Annotated in this window: 25 protein-coding genes; 5 read left to right on the forward strand and 20 right to left on the reverse strand. The window is 37.0% G+C overall.

Going from position 1 to position 23,133, the window contains the following annotated elements; translation table 11 throughout:
- Positions 1-17 precede the first annotated feature (17 nt).
- A complete protein-coding gene (locus ACIQYS_RS02530; protein ID WP_402974393.1) occupies positions 18-650 on the reverse strand; it encodes a pentapeptide repeat-containing protein in 633 nt (210 codons plus the stop codon).
- A 107-nt stretch (positions 651-757) separates the two neighbouring features.
- On the opposite strand from ACIQYS_RS02530, the gene ACIQYS_RS02535 reads away from it, so the two are divergent.
- The gene (locus ACIQYS_RS02535; RefSeq protein WP_402974396.1) at positions 758-2,890 is read left to right on the forward strand and encodes an MMPL family transporter; all 2,133 of its coding nucleotides are present in this window, start codon (positions 758-760) and stop codon (positions 2,888-2,890) included.
- Positions 2,891-3,406: 516 nt separating this feature from the next.
- On the opposite strand, the gene ACIQYS_RS02540 is transcribed toward ACIQYS_RS02535, so the two are convergent.
- From ACIQYS_RS02540 to ACIQYS_RS02575, 8 genes are all read right to left on the reverse strand, one after another.
- Positions 3,407-4,012, reverse strand: a complete 606-nt coding sequence (locus ACIQYS_RS02540) for an alpha/beta hydrolase (protein WP_402974399.1) — start codon at positions 4,010-4,012, stop codon at positions 3,407-3,409.
- Positions 4,013-4,074: 62 nt separating this feature from the next.
- Positions 4,075-5,109 (reverse strand): beta-carotene 15,15'-monooxygenase, encoded by a 1,035-nt coding sequence (locus ACIQYS_RS02545; protein WP_402974402.1) that lies wholly within the window; start codon positions 5,107-5,109, stop codon positions 4,075-4,077.
- A gap of 133 nt (positions 5,110-5,242) precedes the next feature.
- Entirely contained in the window at positions 5,243-6,412 is a 1,170-nt protein-coding gene (locus tag ACIQYS_RS02550) for an MFS transporter (protein WP_402974411.1), read from the reverse strand.
- A 165-nt stretch (positions 6,413-6,577) separates the two neighbouring features.
- Complete coding sequence (locus ACIQYS_RS02555) at positions 6,578-6,952, reverse strand: DUF3221 domain-containing protein (protein WP_402974414.1); 375 nt, start codon at positions 6,950-6,952, stop codon at positions 6,578-6,580.
- Between the two features lie 12 nt (positions 6,953-6,964).
- Complete coding sequence (locus tag ACIQYS_RS02560; RefSeq protein ID WP_402974417.1) at positions 6,965-7,438, reverse strand: hypothetical protein; 474 nt, start codon at positions 7,436-7,438, stop codon at positions 6,965-6,967.
- Between the two features lie 147 nt (positions 7,439-7,585).
- Positions 7,586-8,530 (reverse strand): dipeptidase, encoded by a 945-nt coding sequence (locus ACIQYS_RS02565; protein WP_402974420.1) that lies wholly within the window; start codon positions 8,528-8,530, stop codon positions 7,586-7,588.
- A gap of 54 nt (positions 8,531-8,584) precedes the next feature.
- Positions 8,585-9,568: a diaminopimelate dehydrogenase gene (locus ACIQYS_RS02570; protein ID WP_402974423.1), complete on the reverse strand. Its 984-nt coding sequence runs from the start codon at positions 9,566-9,568 to the stop codon at positions 8,585-8,587.
- 70 nt (positions 9,569-9,638) lie between these two features.
- A complete protein-coding gene (locus ACIQYS_RS02575) occupies positions 9,639-10,139 on the reverse strand; it encodes a DinB family protein (RefSeq protein WP_402974425.1) in 501 nt (166 codons plus the stop codon).
- A 131-nt stretch (positions 10,140-10,270) separates the two neighbouring features.
- Here ACIQYS_RS02575 and ACIQYS_RS02580 point away from each other — a divergent pair, with 131 nt between their 5' ends.
- Positions 10,271-10,645, forward strand: a complete 375-nt coding sequence (locus ACIQYS_RS02580) for a nucleotide excision repair endonuclease (protein WP_402974428.1) — start codon at positions 10,271-10,273, stop codon at positions 10,643-10,645.
- 167 nt (positions 10,646-10,812) lie between these two features.
- Here ACIQYS_RS02580 and ACIQYS_RS02585 read toward each other — a convergent pair whose 3' ends face one another.
- The 3 genes from ACIQYS_RS02585 to ACIQYS_RS02595 form a co-directional block, all read right to left on the reverse strand.
- Positions 10,813-11,805, reverse strand: a complete 993-nt coding sequence (locus ACIQYS_RS02585) for an NAD(P)/FAD-dependent oxidoreductase (protein WP_402974431.1) — start codon at positions 11,803-11,805, stop codon at positions 10,813-10,815.
- Positions 11,806-11,879: 74 nt separating this feature from the next.
- Positions 11,880-12,269, reverse strand: coding sequence for a thiol-disulfide oxidoreductase DCC family protein (locus tag ACIQYS_RS02590; protein WP_402974434.1), 390 nt, complete (start codon positions 12,267-12,269; stop codon positions 11,880-11,882).
- 167 nt (positions 12,270-12,436) lie between these two features.
- Positions 12,437-12,922 (reverse strand): TraR/DksA C4-type zinc finger protein, encoded by a 486-nt coding sequence (locus ACIQYS_RS02595; protein WP_402974437.1) that lies wholly within the window; start codon positions 12,920-12,922, stop codon positions 12,437-12,439.
- A 127-nt stretch (positions 12,923-13,049) separates the two neighbouring features.
- Here ACIQYS_RS02595 and ACIQYS_RS02600 point away from each other — a divergent pair, with 127 nt between their 5' ends.
- Entirely contained in the window at positions 13,050-13,676 is a 627-nt protein-coding gene (locus ACIQYS_RS02600) for a YfbR-like 5'-deoxynucleotidase (protein WP_402974440.1), read from the forward strand.
- 87 nt (positions 13,677-13,763) lie between these two features.
- Entirely contained in the window at positions 13,764-14,408 is a 645-nt protein-coding gene (locus ACIQYS_RS02605) for a GntR family transcriptional regulator (protein WP_402974443.1), read from the forward strand.
- Positions 14,409-14,542: 134 nt separating this feature from the next.
- On the opposite strand, the gene brnQ is transcribed toward ACIQYS_RS02605, so the two are convergent.
- From brnQ to ACIQYS_RS02645, 8 genes are all read right to left on the reverse strand, one after another.
- Positions 14,543-15,889 carry a branched-chain amino acid transport system II carrier protein gene (brnQ, locus tag ACIQYS_RS02610; protein ID WP_402974446.1) on the reverse strand — a complete coding sequence of 449 codons (1,347 nt, stop codon included), beginning with the start codon at positions 15,887-15,889 and terminating at the stop codon, positions 14,543-14,545.
- A 437-nt stretch (positions 15,890-16,326) separates the two neighbouring features.
- On the reverse strand, positions 16,327-16,686 hold the full coding sequence (locus tag ACIQYS_RS02615; protein WP_402974449.1) for a Na+/H+ antiporter subunit G: 360 nt from the start codon (positions 16,684-16,686) through the stop codon (positions 16,327-16,329).
- The gene (locus ACIQYS_RS02620) at positions 16,664-16,948 is read right to left on the reverse strand and encodes a Na(+)/H(+) antiporter subunit F1 (protein WP_402974452.1); all 285 of its coding nucleotides are present in this window, start codon (positions 16,946-16,948) and stop codon (positions 16,664-16,666) included. The genes ACIQYS_RS02615 and ACIQYS_RS02620 overlap by 23 nt, the downstream gene beginning before the upstream one ends.
- Positions 16,948-17,430: a Na+/H+ antiporter subunit E gene (locus tag ACIQYS_RS02625; RefSeq protein WP_402974455.1), complete on the reverse strand. Its 483-nt coding sequence runs from the start codon at positions 17,428-17,430 to the stop codon at positions 16,948-16,950. The genes ACIQYS_RS02620 and ACIQYS_RS02625 overlap by 1 nt, the downstream gene beginning before the upstream one ends.
- A gap of 18 nt (positions 17,431-17,448) precedes the next feature.
- A complete protein-coding gene (locus ACIQYS_RS02630) occupies positions 17,449-18,933 on the reverse strand; it encodes a Na+/H+ antiporter subunit D (protein WP_402974457.1) in 1,485 nt (494 codons plus the stop codon).
- Positions 18,926-19,264, reverse strand: a complete 339-nt coding sequence (locus ACIQYS_RS02635; protein WP_402974460.1) for a Na(+)/H(+) antiporter subunit C — start codon at positions 19,262-19,264, stop codon at positions 18,926-18,928. The genes ACIQYS_RS02630 and ACIQYS_RS02635 overlap by 8 nt, the downstream gene beginning before the upstream one ends.
- 3 nt (positions 19,265-19,267) lie before the next feature.
- Entirely contained in the window at positions 19,268-19,690 is a 423-nt protein-coding gene (locus ACIQYS_RS02640) for a Na(+)/H(+) antiporter subunit B (protein WP_402974467.1), read from the reverse strand.
- Entirely contained in the window at positions 19,677-22,088 is a 2,412-nt protein-coding gene (locus ACIQYS_RS02645) for a Na+/H+ antiporter subunit A (protein ID WP_402974470.1), read from the reverse strand. The genes ACIQYS_RS02640 and ACIQYS_RS02645 overlap by 14 nt, the downstream gene beginning before the upstream one ends.
- 337 nt (positions 22,089-22,425) lie before the next feature.
- Here ACIQYS_RS02645 and ACIQYS_RS02650 point away from each other — a divergent pair, with 337 nt between their 5' ends.
- The gene (locus ACIQYS_RS02650) at positions 22,426-23,106 is read left to right on the forward strand and encodes a universal stress protein (RefSeq protein WP_402974473.1); all 681 of its coding nucleotides are present in this window, start codon (positions 22,426-22,428) and stop codon (positions 23,104-23,106) included.
- The last annotated feature ends 27 nt before the right edge of the window (positions 23,107-23,133 follow it).

Genomic DNA, 23,133 nt, shown 5'->3' on the forward strand with positions numbered 1-23,133 from the left:
AGGTTTTTTTGTTTCGTTTATTCTTTTATGATCAAACCGAGTGATTTTGCAAATCCAATTGCTTGTTCAGTCGATACTGTACAATCCGCAAGATTTTCCATCGTAACAGTAAGTTGTTCATATGTGTTCGTGCTTAAATCTATTCCTTTTAAATCGGTCTCGGTGAAATTTGCACCGTCTAGTTCGCAATTTTCCAAACTGACTTTATCGAAGGATGCTTCTATAAAGTCAGCACGATTGATAACTGTCTGTTTAAATGCTACTTTTTTTAATTTAGAAAAACTCATACTCATATAATTTGCGATGGAGTCTTCTATCTTCACATCTGTTAGTTTACTTGCAGAAATATTCGTTCCTAATAGCTTGGAGTTGCTAATCTCTACTCGATGAAATACTGCATCTCCAAAATCTACATTGGACAAATCACATTTTTCAAACAAGCAGTCCACGAATTCGACTTGATGGAATCGAACCCCTTCCATGGAAACACCTTGGAAGTGAATTTGATCAAATATGATTTTATCTTCATACTCCTCTTCCAACTCCAAAAATGTTACGATCCCTTCTGATACGTAATAATCTTCTAAAAGTGCACTCTTTACATCCAGTTCAGGTAAAAAGCTACGTAGCTTTGGTGGAGTAATTTTCAATTAGGATCCTCCCTTTCTTTGTTCCTCTTATCTTAACATCATATTAGTATATTCTCTCTGCTTTTTAGTACAATAAAGAAAGTTATTTAGTATGAGGAGGAAACTTTATGCAATGGTTGTCTAATACAGTGACACGCTATTACAAAACGATATTGATCTGTTGGTTAGTACTTTTTATTGCTTTAGCGGTTCTTGCCATTCGTTTACCAAGTTTATTGGAAGGAGACGGGTTTAGTACGAACGGCGAGCATCAGCAGGTGATGGATGAACTTACGGAAACATTTGATCTTCCAGCGGAAACGTTATTTATTGTTTTTGATCGTACGACAGACGAAACGATCCGACATACTATATCCGAGATGGAAGATTTACAAATTGCTGAATCGATTCAGTCACCTTTAGATGATCCCTCACTTTATAAGGATCATGTTGCTTATGCGATGTTACATTTCAGTGGCGACACAGAGAATATGCCAGAAGTTGTGGATAAAATTCGCAACGCCATCGACGGAGAAAAAGGGGTTACGTTAACCGGAGGAGCTGCTATTAATAAAGATATTAACGCTGCCAGTCAAAAGGATTTAGCGAGTGCTGAAGCAATTGGACTACCAATTGCTATTATTGTACTACTTCTTGCTTTTGGTAGTGTAGTTGCTGCATTTGTCCCGCTAATAGTTGGTATCGTAACGGTTGTATCCACTTTTGGCGTCATGACTTTATTTAGTGAAACGATGAATTTATCGATATTCGTATTAAATATTATACCAATGCTTGGGCTTGCGTTAAGTATTGACTTTGCGCTCTTACTTATTAACCGCTATAAGGAAGAACGGTTAAAGCAATCTATTATAGATGCAGTTCAGACGTCTATCCAAACAGCCGGCCGCTCCATTATTTTCTCTGCAGTTTGTGTGTTCATCGGGTTAGGGGCGATGCTTGTCATGAAAGTAGAGATATTCCAAAACCTAGCACTTGGAGGAATGCTTGTTGTATTTATGGCGGTGCTAGCTTCTATTACGCTACTTCCTTCCCTCTTATTATTAATGAAAGATCGTATTAATAAGTGGACAATTATTCGAGTAAAGCCCGGTGCTTCGAATAGATGGCGTAACTTTGCTGCGTTTGTTATGAAGCGTCCTGTGGCATTAATCCTAGTAGCTTTAATCATTTTAGGGATTGGTATTATTCCTGTAAAGGATATGAAGTTAGCGATTCCACAAGTAGATTCATTGCCTATTTCCTATGATTCTCGCCAAGCTTATGAATTAATGGACAAAGAGTTCGGATTGGGAGAAAAATCGACTGTTTATATGATTGCAGAACGTAATGACGGTTGGGAAAATACAGATGGTTTAATGACCATGAAAAAACTAGAAGATGAATTGTTGGCTGATAAAAATGTTGATGCTGTCAATTCCATTTTTACTGCAAGTAATATTTCTACTGTTGAACAGTGGGAGCAAAGCATGGAGGTCCCAGAAGTAAAAGCTCAACTAACTCCTTTGTCAGAGTCGTTTGTGCAAGGAGATAAATTATTAATACCAGTAACACTTAACTTAAACGGCTCTTCTAGTGAAGCGCAAGACTGGGTTCGCACGTGGTCTGAAAAAGATGTCGGTGTTGACACTATGTTAGGTGGACGCCCTAAATTCAATCAAGAAATTTTCGATGAAATATTTAATAAAGTAGGGGCTCTCCTTGCGATTATTTTAGGATCCACTTTTATCATATTAATGATTGCTTTCCGTTCGATTTTAATTCCTTTGAAGGCAATTATTATGAATGTAATTGGGCTTTCCTCGACGTTTGGAATACTTGTTTACATATTCCAATATGGTCATTTCGGAATTGAAGCAACATCTATTGCGCTAATTATTCCGGTTATCGTATTTAGTCTCGTTTTCGGGCTAAGTATGGATTATGAAGTATTTTTAATTTCTCGTATTCAGGAGGAGTATTCGAAAAGTCTTAATAATACGGCAGCCACGATAGATGGGCTTACTTCCACTAGTAAAATTATTACGTCTGCTGCACTTATTATGATTGTGATCACCGGTGCCTTTGCTTTTACGGATGTGATGCCAGTGAAGCAAATAGGGCTCGGCATTGCGATTGCCGTTGCTATTGATGCATCGATTATCCGCTTACTATTGGTTCCAAGTTTGATGAAGCTATTCGGGAAATGGAATTGGTGGATGCCTTTTAGAAAAGGACCATATAAAACTAGTAAATGGCATTAAAAGTCGAAAAACCGCCAAGCAAAGTTAAACTTTGTTTGGCGGTTTTGTTATTCTTCCAAATATAACTTTTTCTTCATAATTACCAATAAAAAAGGATAGTTCACAATTTAGGAATAATGTGTCTTAAAGAATTTACCGCTAGGATTTCCGCTGCAGGGCGGACGCTTTCCGCGGGGGGAGCGATGAGCCTTCACCGCCGCTTGCGCGTACGTTGTGAAGTCTCATCTGTCTCACTTAATCCCGCCGAAGTCGCCGCCCTTCCGCTCCAATCCACGAAAATTGCTATCTAATCAGCTTCAACTCTTACAGTATATGGTTGAACGAGACAAAATCCACTGCGAACGCGACAAACCTGAAGAACCTATCCGTAGGACGCAGTATCCCTATATTACGCTCCATTGAAAAGTGGCTTAATTTTTCGGTAAAACCAATCTACAATTTATAATTTCCTATAGCATTAAAAAGTCCAATAAACCGGTTCATACCCGATTTATTGGACTCTGCACTCTGCATACCTTAAAAGTTGTTATTATACCAAGTTTTTGCAGCTTGTACTTCATCTTGTGTTAATTGATGTCCATATGAATGCCAATACAGCTCTACTTCTGCTCCGGCACCTTGTAGTAAATCACGTAATTCCTCTGATTCTGTTGCTGGGCACATATGGTCATTTTTCCCTGCACCGATAAACACAGGTGCACCTGTAAACGTTGGAAGTTCTACTCCGCGTCTAGGTACCATTGGATGATGCAAAATAGCACCTTTCAAGACGTTTTCATATTCGAATAAAAGATTAGCTGCAATATTCGCGCCGTTCGAATAGCCGATTGCTACTACATTGTCTCGATCAAATTCATAGTTATCTGCCGCTTCATCGAGGAATTTTTTTAATTCTTCTGTACGAAGCATTAAATCCTCCATATCAAATACACCTTCAGCTAACCGTTTGAAAAAACGCGGCATGCCATTTTCTAATACATTTCCTCGAACACTTAATATGTTAGCCGCTCCGTCTATTTCTTTTCCTAGCCCTACTAAATCATGCTCATTTCCACCTGTACCATGCAAAAGTAATAATGTAGGTTTAGACTGGTCATCACCTTTATAAAAAACATGCTTCATGTTAAAACTCCCTTTCAAATATCTCGAATTTGAGATAATTATAACGTGAATCATTTTCTTGGTCAAATAAAGAGATTCCCATTGCTTGAAAGCAATCCTTTCAATTTTTCCGGCTCATCTACACGTATTGCAAACTCCGTGACACTTTTTTTCATTCCCATAAATATCGTTGCTACTATAGGCTCATGAAGATGGATAACCACTTGCGGCTCTAATTTTTCAAAATCTTTATACATAAATTGCAACGTATCTTTACTAGGAAGTGTAGCTCCCCATTCAACTTCTTTAATCATAGACAGCGGTACAATAATCCGAGCCGTTAATCCTTGTGTAATGTATAGCTTGTCATTTTTAATTTCCAATGGATGTAACCTGGTTATTTGGATATCTGCCACAAAGAAGATGACAGTGTATATATTTAAAATGAGTAGAATGATTGATAATATCATTGATTTTTCGTGGAGCCACCAATGGAGCCCAATTGTTTCAATAACAATCGCATGTATGAGCATAATATTCATCGCAATTGCACTTGTTTTTTCATGCATGGACACTACACCACTGTGTCTAGCCGTTTTCTTTTTCCATGAAAGAAACGCATAATAGAACATTAAAAATTCAGAGATTAAAATGCGAATGAATACATTTTTTGTCGCTATTTTTTCAACCGAAGGTAGCAGACTATAAATAGGGTCTTCGTTCATTTCTTTCATTTGAATTCGTATTGCGGAAGTTTTTCGAATCACTACAAAAATAAGCGCTAGTTCTGCAAGTACAAGTATTCCTTCGACTGCAAGACCGGCATAAAGTACTCCTTTATAAGGTGCATACAGTTCAACTGGTACGATAAATCTTACAGTAACTAATCCTAAGACCATTAGAGCGATTGTCTGTTTGAAAGAAGTTTTAAATACAGCATAAACTAGTAGTGGTGCGACAATCGTTAAATCAATAAGCGACCCTATTACTACTCCACTTGTTAATTGGAGAGTTAAAAATTCTTGTACACCGGGTTGATACAAAAGAAAGTTTGTTGTAAGGACTAGAAGCAGAAAAGCTAATGCCAAATTGGCTTTTCGTGTTTTACGGTAAACCATTTATATTCCCCCTTTCTTTTATTATATCTATACGTTTTTTTAAACACTAGCGAATATTCTCAAAAGTATTACAATTTAACAACAACCCAAAAAGCTGCCCCGTAATTCACTATACGGGGCAGCTCTCCTTAATTTATATTTGTCTCGAACCCTTCCACAAAATCGATCCGATCGTTGTCAGTAGTAGGACGATCAAACCTAAAACAAATGGATAAATAATATGCACATCATATAATAACCCAGCAAGAAGTGGTCCAAGCACATTTCCAATACTCATATACGCATTATTCATACCCATTGCAAATCCTTGCTCTTTTCCTGCCAACTTCGATATGAGCGTTGTAAGCACTGGACGTAAAATAGAAGAGGAAAGGAAAATAATCATCGTTATAACGAAGAAAAATTCGTAGCTTGATATGACAATGGAAAGGAAAAAGCCAAAAGCTGCTACACCTAAAAAAATCCTCAATACATTTAATTCTCCAAAGCGACGTACAACCCAGTCAACAGCAACTAATTGTACAATCACGCTAACAATTCCAGTAGCTGTTACCATCCAGGCTATGTCTTGAGGAGAAGCACCAAATTCATTATCTACAAAAAGACCAAGAACGGATTCAAATGCCATTAATCCAAAGCTCATCACTAGTGTAATGACAAGTGGGATAAAATATGGCTTTTTAACTGATTGCATTATCTCTTTCACCATAGGTTCTGGTTTATTTTCAGGATCAAAACTATTTTCAGGTTTACTTTCCTTTAGTACGAGCAGTGAGAATATAACTGCTACCACACCTACAATTGCAGATATCAAAAGCGGTACTTTCAAACCAAAGTCGGCTAGAAATCCACCAATACCAGGTCCAATAACAATACCGAGCGACATCGATGCAGAGATAAAACTATTCCCTTTCGCACGTTGGTCCATTGTCGTAATATCTGCCACATAAGCAAAAATTGCTGGTATTAATAATGCAGCACCAACGCCACCTATCACACGCGACACATATAAAACACTTACAGAATCAGAAAAATAAAATACGAACATAGATAATGCTAAGCCACTTAGACCTGCAATAATCATAATTCTTCTTCCATATTTATCTGCCCATTTACCTGCAATTGGAGACATCACAAGCTGTGCCCCAGCGAATATCGCAATCATAAGTCCTGCCGCCATTCCACCCTGGTCGATAGACTTCAAATACGCCGGCAAAATAGGAATAATTATTCCAAAACTTCCTATTGCGATAAACATATTTATCATTAATACAAATAATTTCTTTCGTTGATCTTTCGTCATTTGTTACCTACTTTCAATCAAAAATAATAGTACCTGCAAAAGAATACCACGCTTAGGGCTACTATACAAGAAAGCAACTAAACTCCAAGTGAAAATATTGCTATAAGAAAATCGCCAGTACAGAAAGAAAAAGAGCTGCCCGATTAACTCCGAGCAACTCTCTTATTATTCATTCAACTTCTCCAACGTTTTAGCTGTTCCTTGCTTTGGAAAAGACTCCTCTAAAGTATCAAAACCCACTTTTACTTCATCGTATACTTCTAGTACGTCTCGTTGACCCATAGTTATCGTAAACCAAGTTGCATCTTTTCCGTTATCAATTGCTTCTTGTACTGAAAGGCTTTTGGCTTCCTCTTCCAAAAGATCTCCTACGACAAGTATACTCGTATTATTCATGTCTACAATAATTCCAGTCATATATCCATTTGGCTTAGATTGGGTTGGATTTTTTTCATAAAACTGCATGATGAAATAAAAGATTGCTCCAATCGCTATAAGCGTAAGGACTAACATAATGGCAACAGTAGATCTTCCTTTCACATGAAATCCCCCTTACTTAGAAGTTACTTTACGGAAGCCTTCTTCTAATAGATACGCTTTCGCTTCTGCATAGGAACCGAAGCTTTCTTCTAAGTTGTAGCCATGATAAATATTCCACATTTCATCTTCTTGTAATAAGGTTAGCTTCGAGTTTTCTTTGTTTTTCCACTCTTCTTCTACTTCTTCCAAGGCAACCTCTTCTTCCTCTGTCGCTAAATAAGCAATCGAGTCCTTAATCGTTTGTCTTAATTCATTAGCAGATGCCTCACGGATGTTCAAAAGTCCTTTGTCATTTGCTTCTTCATATTGTGGAAGATCTCCTACATAGACAAATCCATTCCCATTTGGATGCAGGTGATAAACGACTGTCGTTTTTTCATATAAGCTTTCTTCATAATGATAATTTACCCGTTTCAAAGAAACTTCTTTTCTAGTGAGCTCCGGAAATTCTTGAATAATTGCTTCTTTTTCTTCAAATGTTAGCATGTGATTCCTCTTTCTTTTCTCTTTTCATTTGTATAGTATAGCATACTCCTTAACCTCTACGCGTCCACCATTCCGCAACAATTATAAAACAAATAACTACTGCAATAGCGACTGCAAAAAACCAATCTGGTAAACTACCCAATTGTCTTATTCCTCCTTGCTAATTTGCTCAACAAATCGACCGAAGTTTTGTGATGTAAATCCTTGAACCTTTTCTACTGCATAACTTTTCAACAAATGACTAACTAAACTTTGTGTTTTCGAAGCATCTTCCAACCCATCTACAAATTCACTTATTCCGTCAAAGTCTGAGCCTAATCCTATCAGATGTTCTCCACCAAGAGAAACAATATGATGGACATGTTCTACTAAATCCGACATATCCACAATTTTATCAGAATTGTTGATAAATTGTGGATAATAAACTATATGAATTGGTGATTCTCTTTCGATTAATGCTTCTAGTTGCTTATCCGTTAAATTTCGGTTCGAGTCGCATATCGCTCTAGCATTCGAGTGGCTTGCCATAAGCCATTTTGCTTTTGGGAGTACATCCCAAAATGACTTTTCACTTAAATGGGAAACGTCGATAATAATATTCTGTTTGTTTAATAACGTCACTACTTCTTCACCGAATGAGGTCAACCCAGTCCCAGATTCCTCCGCTGCCCCGTCTGCTACTGCATTTGCACCATTCCATGTAAGTCCAACTAATTTAACCCCATGAGATAAAAGCAGTTTTAGCTTTTCTATATCTCCATCTATCATATCCAAGCCTTCAAGTGATAATACCGCACCGATTTGCCCTTCTTGTAGTGTTTCAAGTTGTTCCCACTTATAAATTGCTACTAAATCGTCATGCTTTCCAACAATCTCGGTATGGAAAAATTCAATTTGTCGGACTGCCTCCATAAACTGCTTCTCTTTTGGAAATCCTTCAGATACAAACACAGCAAATACTTGAAGAGCTACTTTACCAGCTTCTAACCGCTCTTTATTTGCTTGAAGTGAGGGTGAATCTGTAAAAGAAATCGGGGATTCTGCTTTAGCGAGTTTATATAGCACATCACAATGTAAGTCATATATTTTCATTTTCTTCCTCCTAAAAAAACCGGCACTCTTCTATTAAGAGGTACCGGTCTAATTTTATAGTAATTCTGTACGAAGTTGTTCTTCGGATTTTGGTGAAAGTAACCCTAGTGGAATATCAAAAGCTGTTTTCGCACCACTTTGACCGGATTGACCTAGTCTGTAAGCAGCTCTGGCATATGCAACTAATACACTGGAAGTGAAATTAGGATTACTTTCAAGCTTCAACGAGAACTCCATCAATTGTTTTTCTTGTGTGCCACTTTCTCCGCTACGAATTACAAATCCACCATGCGGCATCCCACTATGATTTTGTTGTAGTTCTTCTGAAGTGATAAAATGCACTGTTGTATCGTAGTCAGCAAAGTAATTTGGCATTGTGATAATTTGTTGCTCTACCTGTTCTTTACTCGCTCCATCTTCTAATACAACATAACATTCTCTCGTATGTTTTTCACGTGTCGAAAGCGTTGGATGTTCTCCACTACGAACACGGTCTACCGCTTCTTTTACAGGAAGTGTATATTGAACTGCGTTTTTTACTCCTTCAATTCGGCGTACTGCATCGGAATGTCCTTGACTTAAGCCGTCTCCCCAAAATGTATATGTATTACCTTCTGGAAGTACTACTTCTCCAAGCAATCGGTTTAACGAGAATAAACCAGGATCCCATCCTACTGATATAACACTTATTTTGTTAGAAGCTTTCGCAACTTTATCTACTTTATTAAAAAACTCTGGTATTAATGCATGTGTATCAAAGCTATCCACTGTGTGGAAAGTCTTCGTTATTTCTGGTGTTTGTTCTGGCAGATCTTTCGCAGAACCACCACATAAAATCATGACATCTATTTTATCTTGAAAATCCTTTACTTCATCCACTAAATATACCCCAACAGAAGCATCGTTTACTTGAACAGTTAATGGGTCACGTCTCGTAAATACACCAACTAATTCCATATCAGGATTTTGTTTTACTGCTAGCTGGACTCCTCGCCCTAAGTTTCCGTACCCTATAATACCAATTCGAATTTTACTCATTTACTTTCCCCCAAATTTACGATTTCATAGTATTAAAATACATGCATATTACTGAATAGTCAATGAATAATTATTCAGGGGCTTCTCCAGAAAAAGCTAGCCATTCTTCTTTCGAAGGACCATACATTCCCGGTACCGTAAGTCCTGCTTGACGCATTAGCACCGTTATTTGACCTCTGTGATGGGTTTGATGGGATATTAATACTTGAAGAATAGTTGCAACTGACCATGTTTGACCGTACATATCTTTTTCTTCTAAAAGCGTTTCATCGGACCATTGTTCCTTTATCGCTTGCACCATTGCATCACTAGATTCTTTGTATGCCATTGCCATTTCTTTTGCGTTTTTTGGGTTAGGTGCATCATGTGGAGTAGCGTTAAATTGCAACCCTGTTTTTCCAATCATCTCATCGATTGTCACTACGATATGCCAAGCAAGCGTACCTAGTGTTCTGCCTTCTTCATATACTTTTTGATTTAACGATTCGTCTGTTAAAGTATCTAATATTTTGAGCGTAGATTCAGATTCATGTTTCCAATTCGTTAAAAAGTCTTCTAAAGTTCTAATCATCTAGATCCCTCCAAATTTGTCAATAAGCTATATTTTGATATACGATAGTTAGATTCCTGCTTTCTTGCGAATAGATATTACTGTCCGGTTATGGTAGACTAAAGGACAGACAATAAGAGGACGTGAGCAAATTGATTAAAATTGAATTACCGAAACCAACCGTTACCATTACCCAACGTGAACAAGTGATTAAAGAAGGAGAAATTGAAATCCCATCTATTTACGGATTTATCGACTTCCATCAACTCCCTCGCGATAAAGGCGGCATCTTTATGTTTTATAACAAAAACGATGAGCTTTTATTCGTTGGGAAAGCACGAAAAATAAGACAACGTATTAAAAAGCACTTTGAAGACAACGTATCCCCTATGATTAAACATCGGGACGAAGTGTACAAAATCAGCGTGTGTATAGTAGATGAAGCGATGGATCGTGAAATTTACGAAACATATGCTATTAACACGTTAAAATCGAAATACAATATAGACAAAGCATTTTTTAGATAAGTATCCTAATATAAAACACAAAGAGAAAGTAATCCATTTTTCTCTTTGTGTTTTTTATTGCTCTTACTGTCCATTTGGTTGCTTTCTTAACTTGGAAGGTTGCTCTCGGGACTAAATTGGTTGCCTTCACGCTCAGGTTGGTCTCCCATAGACATTATTTCTAGTTTTTATTTCACTTCTTCAAAAATGCTCGTACTGTGAAGTGGTTGAACACGCGATTTTGGATCGATAAACGTTTTAATATGGCTAATTGCAATTGGTACTTCTCCAAAGCCAACCGCTATTAGTTTCACTTTTCCTTCATGGGTACACACATCACCTGCAGCATATATTCCTTCTATATTCGTCTCCATTTTTTCATTTACAACGACAGAATTTTTTTGCATATTCAGTCCCCAATTTTTCAATGGTCCTAGCGATGCCACATTTCCGTAATTAACGATGACATGGTCAACTGGAATTCGTTGTTCAGATTTATCTTTTCCGACGATCACCACTTCCTGAACAGTTCGCCCATCTCCCACTAATTCTTTAATGCCAAAAGGTGTTTTTACTTGGACCTTAGATTGTTGTAATTGCTGAACAGTCATTTCATGAGCCGTGAATTGTTCTTTTCGGTGACAAATTGTTACGTTCGAAGCAACATCCTCCAACATCAAGGACCAATCGAGCGCAGAGTCTCCTCCACCTAATACGAGCACGTCTGAGTCTTTGAAATGATTAATATCTTTCACTTTGTAATGAAGGTTTTTCCCTTCATACTCCGCTGCTCCAGGAACATTTAACTTCCTAGGTTGGAAAGAACCAATACCAGAAGTAAGCAATATTGTTTTCGAATAATGTAGAGCTTTATCCGTTGTTAAAGCAAAATAATCTGGAAATTTTTCAAGCAACATTGCCGTTTCTTCCAAACAAATCGTTGGATTACTATAAGCAGCCTGTTCTTCCAAATTTGCCACTAAATCTTTTGCTAAAATCTTCGGTAAACCACCAACGTCATATATATATTTATCAGGATAAAGCTCCATTAACTGACCACCAAGCTGTGGTAGGCTATCGATTATTTTCACTTTCAAATCACGTAGTCCCGCATAAAAAGAAGCAAATAATCCTGTTGGACCTCCGCCTATAATAATTACATCGTATAATTCCTCATCCATATTTATACCCCCTCGCCGCTTTTAAAAGAATGATAATGATTCTCAAACTTAGCCTATCATAAATCGTGCCCATCTTACAGAAATCGGTTTCGTATATCCGGAGATGGCATTGTACAACTATCTTTTTTCCCAAACCACTTGTATCTATTTTTTGCAATCACCCTATACATACGATCTCTAAAAGACTTAGGAATTACCTTGAACAGATAAAACCCCTTCCAAATTCCACTTAAGTTTTTACAAATTTCAAGTGCTGCATCGGAGGACTCGTATACCGTATTATTATCAATTACTATCACACTATCCAATATTCCTGGTATGAAATGCTTTTTCTTTAGAATTACTCCTATATCGCTTTGTAAAGCCGCAAAGCGAAAATATCCTTGAGGATCTCTCTTAATAATAAATTGAACGCTTGCATCGCAAAAATTACATTCTCCGTCAAACAAAACAATAGCAGTCATACGAAATCCCTCCCTTTCTTACAGTATATCAGTGATAACGAACAAAAGTGCAAGCGTTGGAGTCTGGATGGGGAATCACTTGTAGAAAGTTATCCACATGTAATAGATTTTATGATTTGGTAAAGCAAGAAAAAACCCCAGTACATATGTATACTGAGGCATTACATTTACTGTTTGTCAGAAGGAGTATCCGAAGAACCGACTTCTTCTAAAATTTCAAAGCTATTTGAATAATCCCTAAGTCTAGGATCTTCATCTTCTACCGGTTGATCGGTTGTAGAATTTAACAGAGATTCTTCTACTGGACGTATTTCCTCGTTCACTTCTTGCTGAGCATGCTCCACGCATGTAGTTGTAGTAGGAACAGCCTCTAGCCTTTCCATTGGAATTTCTTTTCCACACTCTGAACATACACCATAAGTTCCTTCATCTATTGCAGCTAGAGCCTCTTTTATATCCTCTATCTCCTCCTCATAATGCTTTCGCAGTGCTAATCGGGTGTGTTTATCCGCTAGGTCTGTCGCATTATCAGCTGGATGGTTATCGTAATTGGATAACTCTGTTGTTTCAAATTCTTCTTCATTATCCATACTATGTTCTAGTTCGTCTAAACGTTTTTGTAACGTAATTTTTAACTCATCATATTTCGCCATTTGAGTTCCTCCTTTACTTCTTATAAGGATTCCCACATTTCAGCGAAATAAAACAATTTCTCTCATGATTGAAACATTACATTATTTTTAACTATTGAAGTATGATAAATACAAAGGAGTGATAAGTATGGGAATTCATAAGTTTTTTATGAGCATGAACGATTTAGAAAGAATTATTCGAGCCCCTGGACGTTTTAAGTTTGAGGAGCATAATGTAGCTGCACATTCTTGGAAGGTTTCCCAATATGCTATGTTTTTTGCTACAATAGAAGAGAACAACGGTGCTAACATCAACTGGAAATCACTTTACGAAAAAACAATTAATCATGACTTTGCGGAAATTTTTATCGGTGATATTAAAACACCTGTCAAACATGCCTCTCCTGAATTGAAACAAATGCTTTCTCACGTAGAAGAAAAAATGATGGAAAAATTTATATTAAATGAGATTCCTAATGAGTTTCAACCAGTGTTTTTTGAACGCATGAAAGAAGGAAAAGACGAAACGATCGAAGGGCGATTATTAGAACTAGCAGACAAACTAGATCAAGTATACGAAGCTTTTGCGGAGCTACAACGTGGCAATACTGATGTTGAATTCTTAAAAATGTACGAGACTGCATTACGAAAAATCCTTCATATTCCATTACCTAAAAGTATCGCCTATTTTAAAGAAGTAATGCTTCAAGATATAATAGCAGAGGAATCTGTAATTGACGTAAAAACGCTGAAATTAAAAATAATAGTGGAATAAAAATATTTACTATAAAAATACGATATATCGTATTAGATAGTGTATACTATTATTGAACTATTAAGACAATTGAAAGGAGGGTGTTTAATGCCAATACCTGTTAATCATGCCAAACCTGTCCGTACTACCGCTAAACTCCATGCTTTTAACCAATTACAACAATGGATCATTGATGGTACGCTTCAACCGCAAGAAAAATTAAATGATATTGAACTTGCAAAAGCATTAGGTGTTAGTAGAACACCGATCCGGGAATCGTTGCAACTTTTAGAGTCACAAGGTTTCGTGTCCATGCAACCGGGAAGAGCTACCCAAGTCACAGCGGTGGAAACGGAGGATATTAATAATCTACTCCCACCGCTTTCAGTATTGCAAGCGCTTGCAGCAGAGCTCGCCATCCCAAATATAGACGAGGCTACACTTCAACTACTAGAGGAAAAAAACAAGCAATTTGCAGAAGCACTCTATGCGAAAGAATTCACTGTTGCACTAAAAGTAGATGAAGAGTTTCATCAAATTATTGTAGATAGTGCAAATAATCCATACATACATTCTATGGTAGAAATGCTTCAAGCCCATGTAAGAAGATTATTCTATTATGAGAAGATTATTTTAAGAGAGTACTCCATCAAACAACACGCAGAAATTATTAAACTACTGCGAGAAAAAGAGGCACAAAAACTAGCAGAAACGATGCGGTCAAATTGGATTTACACAATTGAAGAATTTTAAAGAATGAGTTGTCCAAGGGAAGCAATTGAAACCATGCCCGCGGAACGCGTCCGTCTGGAACGGAAATCAATGCATGAAAAAAGGGACCATCACTCAGTCACTAAATGACTTAGGAGATAGCCCCTTTTTTTCATCTATACTTGTTGGAACCTAGCGATGACACCAGTAATAATCGTAACAATGACAAATGGAATGAGCCAACCAAGACCAACCTCATAGAAAGGTAAGGTATCCTTATAAAACGATATAATTGGTTTCAACCAGCTATAATACTCAATGTCTAAAGAATTACATAATGCTTTAAAACCATCGATAACACTTATTAAAAACGTAATGAACATTACACTTACATATACAAGTCGTGCATGATTAAACAACGGAGATAGAAACGTTAACAAAATGAGTACAATCGCTAATGGATATAATAACATTAACACTGGAACAGAGTACGTAATAATATTAGATAATCCAAAGTTAGCAATAATACAAGTAAACACACTGAAGAAAACAACAAAGGCCTTATAACTAATCTTCGGCATTAACGTATGAAAATATTCTCCACATGCTGTCGTCAAACCAATACTAGTAGTCAAACACGCTAGGAAGATTACTATAGATAAAAGAGCTATCCCAAAAGAACCAAAATAATGTTCTGAAGCACTACTCAACACTGGTCCTCCATTATCAAACAAACCAAAAATTTCTGTGCTAGTCGCCCCTAAATAGGCAATACCCGCATAAATGACACCTAAAAAGAAAATCGCGACTCCACCAGATTTAGCCGTTGCTACAATAATTCCTTTTGTTGAATTTATCCCCAATGATCTAATTGCATTGATGACAATAATACCAAATACTAAGGAAGCCAGTGCATCCATTGTATTGTAACCTTCCGTAAAGCCTGTCATAAATGCTTTGTCCACATAATTTCCATGGGGTTCCTCAAATACGCCCATTGGTTTAAAGACAACAAATAACAATAAGATAAATAACCCGATAATAATTCCTGGAGATAAGTATTTCCCTACGTTATCCACAATTTTGGATGGATTAAGCGAAAACAACATCGTAACTCCAAAGAAAAATATCGTAAAAATTAATAATCCAATCTGCGCGAAATCTTCAGAAATAAATGGTAAAGGTAAAATCCCTATCTCATAAGAAACTGCTCCTGTTCTTGGCAATGCAAAAAATGGTCCGATTGTTAAGTACAATAAAGAAGTAAATATTACCGCAAAGATTGGATGAACTCTGCTTGATAACTCTTGTAAATTTTTACTTCCTGAAAAACCCATTGCTAGTGTGCCTAGGAAAGGTAATCCTATTCCAGTTGCTAAGAAACCAATAATCGCTGGCCAGAGGTTTGTACCAGCGTTTTGTCCTAAGCTCGCCGGAAAGATTAAATTACCTGCTCCAAAGAACAGTGCAAATAACATTACTCCGATTACAAGGTAATTGGCAAATGATAATTTCGTGTTCATTCTTTCTTCCTCCTGTGATATAAGAAATAATCATTTCTCACTGTTTGTAGAATTTCCTCTAAGATGAATGCTATGCAAATGATTTTCTTCATCACCGCTGTATGCAATATATCAGACTTGATAATACTATGTATTTTATCAGAATGCAATATATTAATCTAAATTAATTGAACATTTATTTTATTGGAAAAATATTCATCTATAAAAAAAAAACATACAAAGCCTTTATGTGCATATTAGAATTCTCTTACTAAAAAAGTTTGAGCAGTAGAGGAATAAGTAATGCGTCTTAAGGATGATACTAGCGGACACTTAATAGCCTAATTAAGACGTATTATTTCTACATAGTGGCACACATTTTACTTTATTACTTCCTAAAGTAGAAAGAAGCTAACACTTTAAGATAAGCTCTTAAAGTGTTAGCTTCTATTATAAAACTATTTTTCTTCCGGAAAGAGTACTTCCTTTAGTTCATCGTCCGCGGAGTTATCTGTAAGCTTCACTCTACCCCGATAAGCAGCACGAGTAATTAGATGTCCTGCAACAGGTGCTGTTAAAAACACAAAAATAATACCGAGAAGTAATCTTACACTGATAAAACCATCATGCACCCAAAAGTAGACAAATGCACCAGAAAGGGATAATAATACCGCCAAAGTTGAACTTTTGGTTGCTGCATGAGATCTCGTATATACATCAGGAAGTCGGATTATCCCAAGTGCACTTATAATACTCATAATACTACCTAGCAATATGACAAGTGCTGCCCCTATTTCAATCGTCTGACTTGCGTTCAACGATAACCCCCCTTTCCACATATTTCGAAATAGCAATCGTACTAATAAAAGCAAGTATTCCTAAAATAAGGATTGCTTCTAAAAAAGCTTTCGTTTTTAACACAATCGAAATAACTGCAATCATGGAGATTAAGTTCACACCAATCATATCTAAAGCAACCGCTCGGTCGGGCATAGATGGTCCTTTAATAATTCGAAATAACGCGAGTGCAATAGAAAAGGCAAATAAGGCAAGTGCTATAAGAAGTATTTTCTCTACCATTAGCGTGTCACCTCCATAATCGCCATCTCAAACTTTGTAATCGATCGTAAGACATCCGCTTTAGATTGCTCTATATCCATTGCATGGATATAGAACATATCCCCAGCTGGGTTTACTTCCATTACGACCGATCCAGGTGTTAGGGTCAGCAACATAGCAAGCGTCGTAATTTCCCAATCTCCTCGGAGTTCTGTTTTATACGTAAAAATTCCTGGCTTAATCTTTAGCTTTGGACTTAAAATTTGCTTACTGATCAATACACTTGACGTTGCCAACTCGGATATAAATATAAAAATCAATTTAATAATCGAGTATAATCTTCTTAAATAAAACTGTGTACCGAAAAAACGATGCATTAAGAAGATAATAACAATTCCAACGAGAAACCCACCGAAAAAAGTAGTAATTCTTAGCTCTTCTTCATCCTGTAGCAACATCCAAAGAAAAGCGATAAATAAATTAAATAAAAACTGTGCTGGCACTTTTCAACACCTCTCCCATTACTTATTTCCACCTAATACTGCTTCTATATAAACAGAAGGGTTAGATAGTGTATATGCCGCATTATTTATATATCCTGATAAAAATTCTGCACCTAGCCCAAGCGCAACTGTTCCAACACCAAGTAAAACGACAGGGATAATCATTCCTTTTTTTAGTGGTATCTTATCTTCCGGACTAATAATCGTTTCTCCAAAAATAGAATTCAAGAATATGCGGAGAAGTGAATACAACACTACAATACTCGATAGGAAAGCAAGAGCAAGTAATACGTAAGAGCCTGACTCGATTGCACCTTGTCCAACTAACACTTTACCAACAAAACCGCTTAGTGGCGGTATCCCAGTAAGCGAACACGTAACAACAAACACCATCCAACCAAACAGCGGATAGTTTCGTATTAACCCACTTATTTCATTAATTTTTGTTTTACCTGTTAAGGCAATCATCGTACCAGCTATCAAAAATAGCATTGCTTTCGCAATCATGTCGTGAATAACATAATAGATAGAACCTTCTAACGATACTTGCGTAGCAACTGCTAAACCTACTAATATAAATCCAACCGCAATGACCACATTATATGATGTGATTAAACGAAGGTCTTTATAAGCAATCGCACCAATACACCCAACGATTAACGTTACACCAGCCATAATTCCGATTAATGTATGCGTAATCGAAGGTTCGTGGTAGAAGATTAACGTAAACGTGCGAAAAAGCGCATAAATACCAACTTTCGTTAGTAACGCACCAAACAAAGCAGCGATTGCTGTTGGGGGTACACTATAAGAACCTGGTAGCCAAAAGAACAGTAACAACCCGGCCTTTAAACTGAAAACAATTAAAAATAAAATACTTATTGTAGTAAGTAAAGGACCCTGCCCCGCTTCAGCTACCCTCTCAGACAAATGAGCCATATTTAATGTACCTAACGTGCCATATAAATAGGCGAGCGCAACTAAGAAAAACCAGGAAGAAAGTATATTAATGACCACGTACTTAATCGACTCTCTCAGTTGAGCTTTCTTCCCTCCTAGAGTTACTAACACGTAGGATGCGAGTAGCATCACTTCAAAGCAAACAAATAAGTTAAACATGTCCCCCGTTAGAAACGAACCATTTACCCCCGCAACTAAAAATAAAACAAAAGGATAAAAGTACATTTTCTCATGACGTTCTCCAATGGAAGAGAATGCATAGATTAAACATATAGCAGTTACAATACACGCTGTTAATACAAACAACATAGCAAACGAATCTGCAACAAACAGAATTCCAAAAGGAGGTTCCCACCCTCCAAAATCTAACCGTAATATTCCGTCCGTTTGTACTTTATTTAAAATATATAAACTGATTCCAGCTAAACTAATCATTGTCACTAAACTAATGACACGCTGCGTTTTCACATACGGTCGAAGAAATACAAGTAAAATTCCGACCATAATCGGGATTATTAAAGGCAATACAATTATATTATTCATCATTTGTCCCTCTCAGTGCATCTAGATCATCCGTCCCAATATCTTGATAGGCGCGATACGCTAATACAAGGATGAATGCCGTTACTGCAAAACTAATAACGATTGCCGTTAATATTAACGCTTGTGGCAATGCATCGGTATAGGGAGCATCTGCTTCCGTCAACAATGGAACGTTTCCTGTTTTTAATCCACCCATCGTTAAGATGAGCATGTGAACCGCATGAGAAAGCACCGCAGTTCCTAATATTACACGTATAATATTTCGAGAGAGGATTAGATATGTTCCAACGGCAACTAAAATTCCGATTAACAGTATAATGATCGTTTCCATCGACTACTCATCCTCGCTTATACTTAAAATTATTGTAACAACTACGCCAACTACGGCAAGCGCTACTCCCGCTTCAAAAATGGTAACAGTTGTAAGCTCCGTCTTTCCAAAGATAGGCAAGTCAAAATACGCAAATGTTTGTGACATGAACTGCACACCGAAGAAAATGGAACCAAATCCAGTCGCAGTTGCGAGTAGCACACCAAAAGCTGCAACGAGCTTAAAATCAAGCGGAAGACTTTTTTTAACTGTTTCCATGTCGCCTGAAAGGTATAAAAGCACAATAGCAGATGCTAGAACTAAACCACCGATAAACCCACCACCTGGGGTATTATGACCGGAAAGGAATAAGTACACCCCGAATGTTAAAATAATGAATACGACAATTTTGGATACTGTGCGCAAGATGACATCATTTATCTTCAATGTTTTCATCCCCCTTTTTCTCTCTTAGCTTTATCATCGTATAAACACCTAAGCCAGCTATAAAGAGAACAACAACTTCAAGCATCGTATCAAACCCTCGGAAATCACCTAAAATAGCATTTACGATATTCGCACCGCCTGCTAGCTCATAAGCATTCTCAAAAAACGTAGAAATGGTTTCGAAGCGGTCGTAATTTAATACTGCTAATGCTACCAATACAACAACTGCACCAACACCTACTGAAATCAACGCATTTGTCACCTTCGTTTTAGATGATACCTTCTCTTTTTTCCAATCAGGTAAATGAGAAAAAGCTAAAAGAAATAATGCAGTTGTAACAGATTCTACAACTAATTGCGTTAACGCCAAATCAGGTGCTCGAAAAATAACAAAGAAAATGGCTATCGAATATCCTAACACTCCATTAAGCAAAGTTGCAGTTATACGTGACCTCGAAAATAGCATCGCTACCGCAGCAATAGCCATTACTCCGACTAAAATAACTTCATAAACTCTTATCTGTGCATGCATCGATACATTCAGTGAAAATGCACCCGAATAAAAGAAGAATGCTCCAACTGTTACGATAAAAAACAGATAAATATAAACTAAATAATCTCTTAACAGACCTGTCATATATTTATTCGTTACGATCGTAGATTTACTTTCCACAAAAGCTAGAAAATTATTATAAAATGCATTAAGCGTATACCTAGAAGACAATAGCCCATAAACCGGTTTCCACTTTTTAAGTAGTAGATATAAGAAGCCTCCGACTACAATAACGCCAATTGTCATCAGTAATTCCGGTTTGATTCCATGCCAAGCAGATATATGAGGGGTGAGATTCGCGGGGTCCCCAAACGTAGGATAAATACTCCCCATCGCCGGCTTCAGTATAAAGGCGCCCAAAAGATTTGGTAAAAAGAAAATACCAACAACGAATACACTTAAAATTATTGGAGAAATAAGCATTCCCATTGGTGCCTCATGAAGAGGCTTATCCAACTTCTCTCGTTGGACAGGACCAAGAAATGTTTTAAAAATAATAATCAAACAGTAAACAAATGTGAATACACTAGCTATCCAAGCGACGATTGGGAAAATAATCCCAAGCGATTGCAAAGAAAATACATCCGCATTCATGATTTGTACAGTCGCAGCAAAAAACATTTCCTTACTTAAAAATCCATTAAATAATGGCATCCCCGCCATAGACAAGCTTCCGATAACCCCTACCGTAAACGTAAATGGCATATAAGTCATTAATCCACCTAATCGCCTAATATCACGTGTTCCTAGCTCATGATCGACAATCCCAACAACCATGAATAGAGCACCTTTAAATGTAGAATGATTGATCAAGTGAAACAAAGCTGCAAAAGTAGCTTGTGTATATAAAATAGAATCTGCAGAGTATCCAAACTGTAACGCTATCGAGCCAAGCCCAAGCAAACTCATAATAAGACCAAGCTGACTAACAGTAGAATAGGCTAATAATGCTTTTAAATCCGTTTGACGAACGGCACTAAACGATCCCCAGAACAATGTGATCATACCAACACCACTCACGGCCCAAAACCAAATTTGATCTCCACCAAAAACTGGTGTAAAACGAGCAACTAAATAAATACCGGCTTTCACCATCGTCGCGGAGTGTAAATAAGCACTAACAGGTGTCGGCGCCTCCATTGCGTCCGGCAACCAAATATGAAAAGGAAACTGAGCAGATTTAGTAAATGCACCGAGTAATACTAAAATCATCGCAGGAACAAATAAAGAGTGATCCGCAAAGTCCCCTACACTTGCGATAATTTCACGTATACTAAAGGAACCAGTAATCATGTGTAGCATGATAAAACCTACTAGCATAGCAATTCCACCACTTACCGTGATAAGCATTGCCTTTTGTGCGCCTAGTCTTGATGCCTTACGGTGATTCCAAAATGCAATTAATAAGAAAGAAGAAACACTTGTTAATTCCCAAAACACATATAATACCATCAGGTTATCGGAAAACACGACACCGAGCATGGCACCCATGAATAGTAATAGATAGCAGTAAAAATGTTGAAGTGATTCTTTCGTAGAAAGATAGTAAATAGAATAGAGAATAACTAAACTACCTACACCGGTAATAAGTAATCCCAATATCATACTTAAACCATCCAAATAAGTAGTGAAATTAATGTTTAATGAGGGAATCCATTTGTATGTATGGATAAATGTTTTACCACTTGCTACCGAGGGAATCAGCCTAGCAAGCATTATGAATAACGTCATGGGTACTAACATGACTAGCCACCCGATATGCATAAATTTGAAACGCCTATAAAGGAATGGTACGAGTGCGGCTATTATAAATGGCAGGATAATAGCGAAAGTAACTGAAAACAAATTGTAGCCTCCTATTTCCAAAACACTTTATATGAATTTTGGGTTTTGTAAGAATTATTTCATTTGAAAAGGGATACTTGACTATCCCAGTAACTAGTAGCATAATAGGAATCCATATGAGGTCCTTATGTACTTTAGAAGAATTTGAGGTGTTTACCATTGCTTGATTAAGCGAAAAGCAATTCTTTTGCTTTTCTAATACGTAATGCATATACCCTATAATTATACACGAAAGACCTAATCACTGCACTTGATGTGATTATTAGCAACTTTTTTTGATATAAAACATGCATGGAGATAGATTAAATTAATAAATATAATCGAGGTGTAGACAACCGTGAAACACGCAAAAGGTCGAATGGATGAAAGTATACTTGTCTGCGTATACTACGGCCCAAATGGAGAACGACTTATAAGAAGAGGACATAAGATGGCAAGCATGTTAGATTGCCCACTATATATTCTAACTGTTGACCCACTTCCATATGATGCGTTCGACGCTGAAAGATCTGGATATATTGAGGATTGGAAAAACCTAGCTGAGGAATTGGAAGTAGAAGAGTTTATCGTTCGTGATAACGAAAAACGTCCTTCTCCAAAAGTAATTAAGGAAGTTGCTCACCAACTTAATATTACACAAATTATTATTGGACAAACTGCTCAAAGTAGATGGGAAGAAATTACAAAAGGTTCTTTTATGAACGTATTGTTAAGAGAAATTCCATTTGTTGACTTCCATGTTGTTTCTGTGGATCGTTCTGTGAAAGATGAAGAGGAAGGTATGTTTGAAAAGGGAGTCCGGGCTTATTTAGTCGTGGATGGCGACTCTTATAAAGTTTCATTTACTTGTGCTAAAAACATGTGCCAAGAAGGTATTTTCTTTAAAGAGATTGGGACAGATTTCGACAATGGTATTTTCAAGTTTATGCATAATAACAAAATGCATCAAGTTCATATTCAAGATAATTTGGTTACAGATTCATCTCAAGTACCAGATGGTTGTAGTGTCAAATTATAAAAAGAGTGACTCTTTACAAGGGTCACT

The organism is Psychrobacillus sp. NPDC096426 (genome assembly GCF_044762745.1).
Classification (GTDB): Bacteria; Bacillota; Bacilli; order Bacillales_A; family Planococcaceae; genus Psychrobacillus.

Bases quoted from the DNA above. Each gene is read 5' to 3' on its own strand.
- ACIQYS_RS02535 (WP_402974396.1), top strand. From the start codon at position 758: ATGCAATGGTTGTCTAATACAGTGACACGCTATTACAAAACGATATTG.
- ACIQYS_RS02540 (WP_402974399.1), bottom strand. From the start codon at position 4,012: ATGAAGCATGTTTTTTATAAAGGTGATGACCAGTCTAAACCTACATTA.
- ACIQYS_RS02545 (WP_402974402.1), bottom strand. From the start codon at position 5,109: ATGGTTTACCGTAAAACACGAAAAGCCAATTTGGCATTAGCTTTTCTG.
- ACIQYS_RS02550 (WP_402974411.1), bottom strand. From the start codon at position 6,412: ATGACGAAAGATCAACGAAAGAAATTATTTGTATTAATGATAAATATG.
- ACIQYS_RS02560 (WP_402974417.1), bottom strand. From the start codon at position 7,438: ATGCTAACATTTGAAGAAAAAGAAGCAATTATTCAAGAATTTCCGGAG.
- ACIQYS_RS02565 (WP_402974420.1), bottom strand. From the start codon at position 8,530: ATGAAAATATATGACTTACATTGTGATGTGCTATATAAACTCGCTAAA.
- ACIQYS_RS02570 (WP_402974423.1), bottom strand. From the start codon at position 9,568: ATGAGTAAAATTCGAATTGGTATTATAGGGTACGGAAACTTAGGGCGA.
- ACIQYS_RS02575 (WP_402974425.1), bottom strand. From the start codon at position 10,139: ATGATTAGAACTTTAGAAGACTTTTTAACGAATTGGAAACATGAATCT.
- ACIQYS_RS02585 (WP_402974431.1), bottom strand. From the start codon at position 11,805: ATGGATGAGGAATTATACGATGTAATTATTATAGGCGGAGGTCCAACA.
- ACIQYS_RS02590 (WP_402974434.1), bottom strand. From the start codon at position 12,269: ATGACTGCTATTGTTTTGTTTGACGGAGAATGTAATTTTTGCGATGCA.
- ACIQYS_RS02595 (WP_402974437.1), bottom strand. From the start codon at position 12,922: ATGGCGAAATATGATGAGTTAAAAATTACGTTACAAAAACGTTTAGAC.
- ACIQYS_RS02600 (WP_402974440.1), top strand. From the start codon at position 13,050: ATGGGAATTCATAAGTTTTTTATGAGCATGAACGATTTAGAAAGAATT.
- ACIQYS_RS02605 (WP_402974443.1), top strand. From the start codon at position 13,764: ATGCCAATACCTGTTAATCATGCCAAACCTGTCCGTACTACCGCTAAA.
- brnQ (WP_402974446.1), bottom strand. From the start codon at position 15,889: ATGAACACGAAATTATCATTTGCCAATTACCTTGTAATCGGAGTAATG.
- ACIQYS_RS02620 (WP_402974452.1), bottom strand. From the start codon at position 16,948: ATGGTAGAGAAAATACTTCTTATAGCACTTGCCTTATTTGCCTTTTCT.
- ACIQYS_RS02630 (WP_402974457.1), bottom strand. From the start codon at position 18,933: ATGAATAATATAATTGTATTGCCTTTAATAATCCCGATTATGGTCGGA.
- ACIQYS_RS02635 (WP_402974460.1), bottom strand. From the start codon at position 19,264: ATGGAAACGATCATTATACTGTTAATCGGAATTTTAGTTGCCGTTGGA.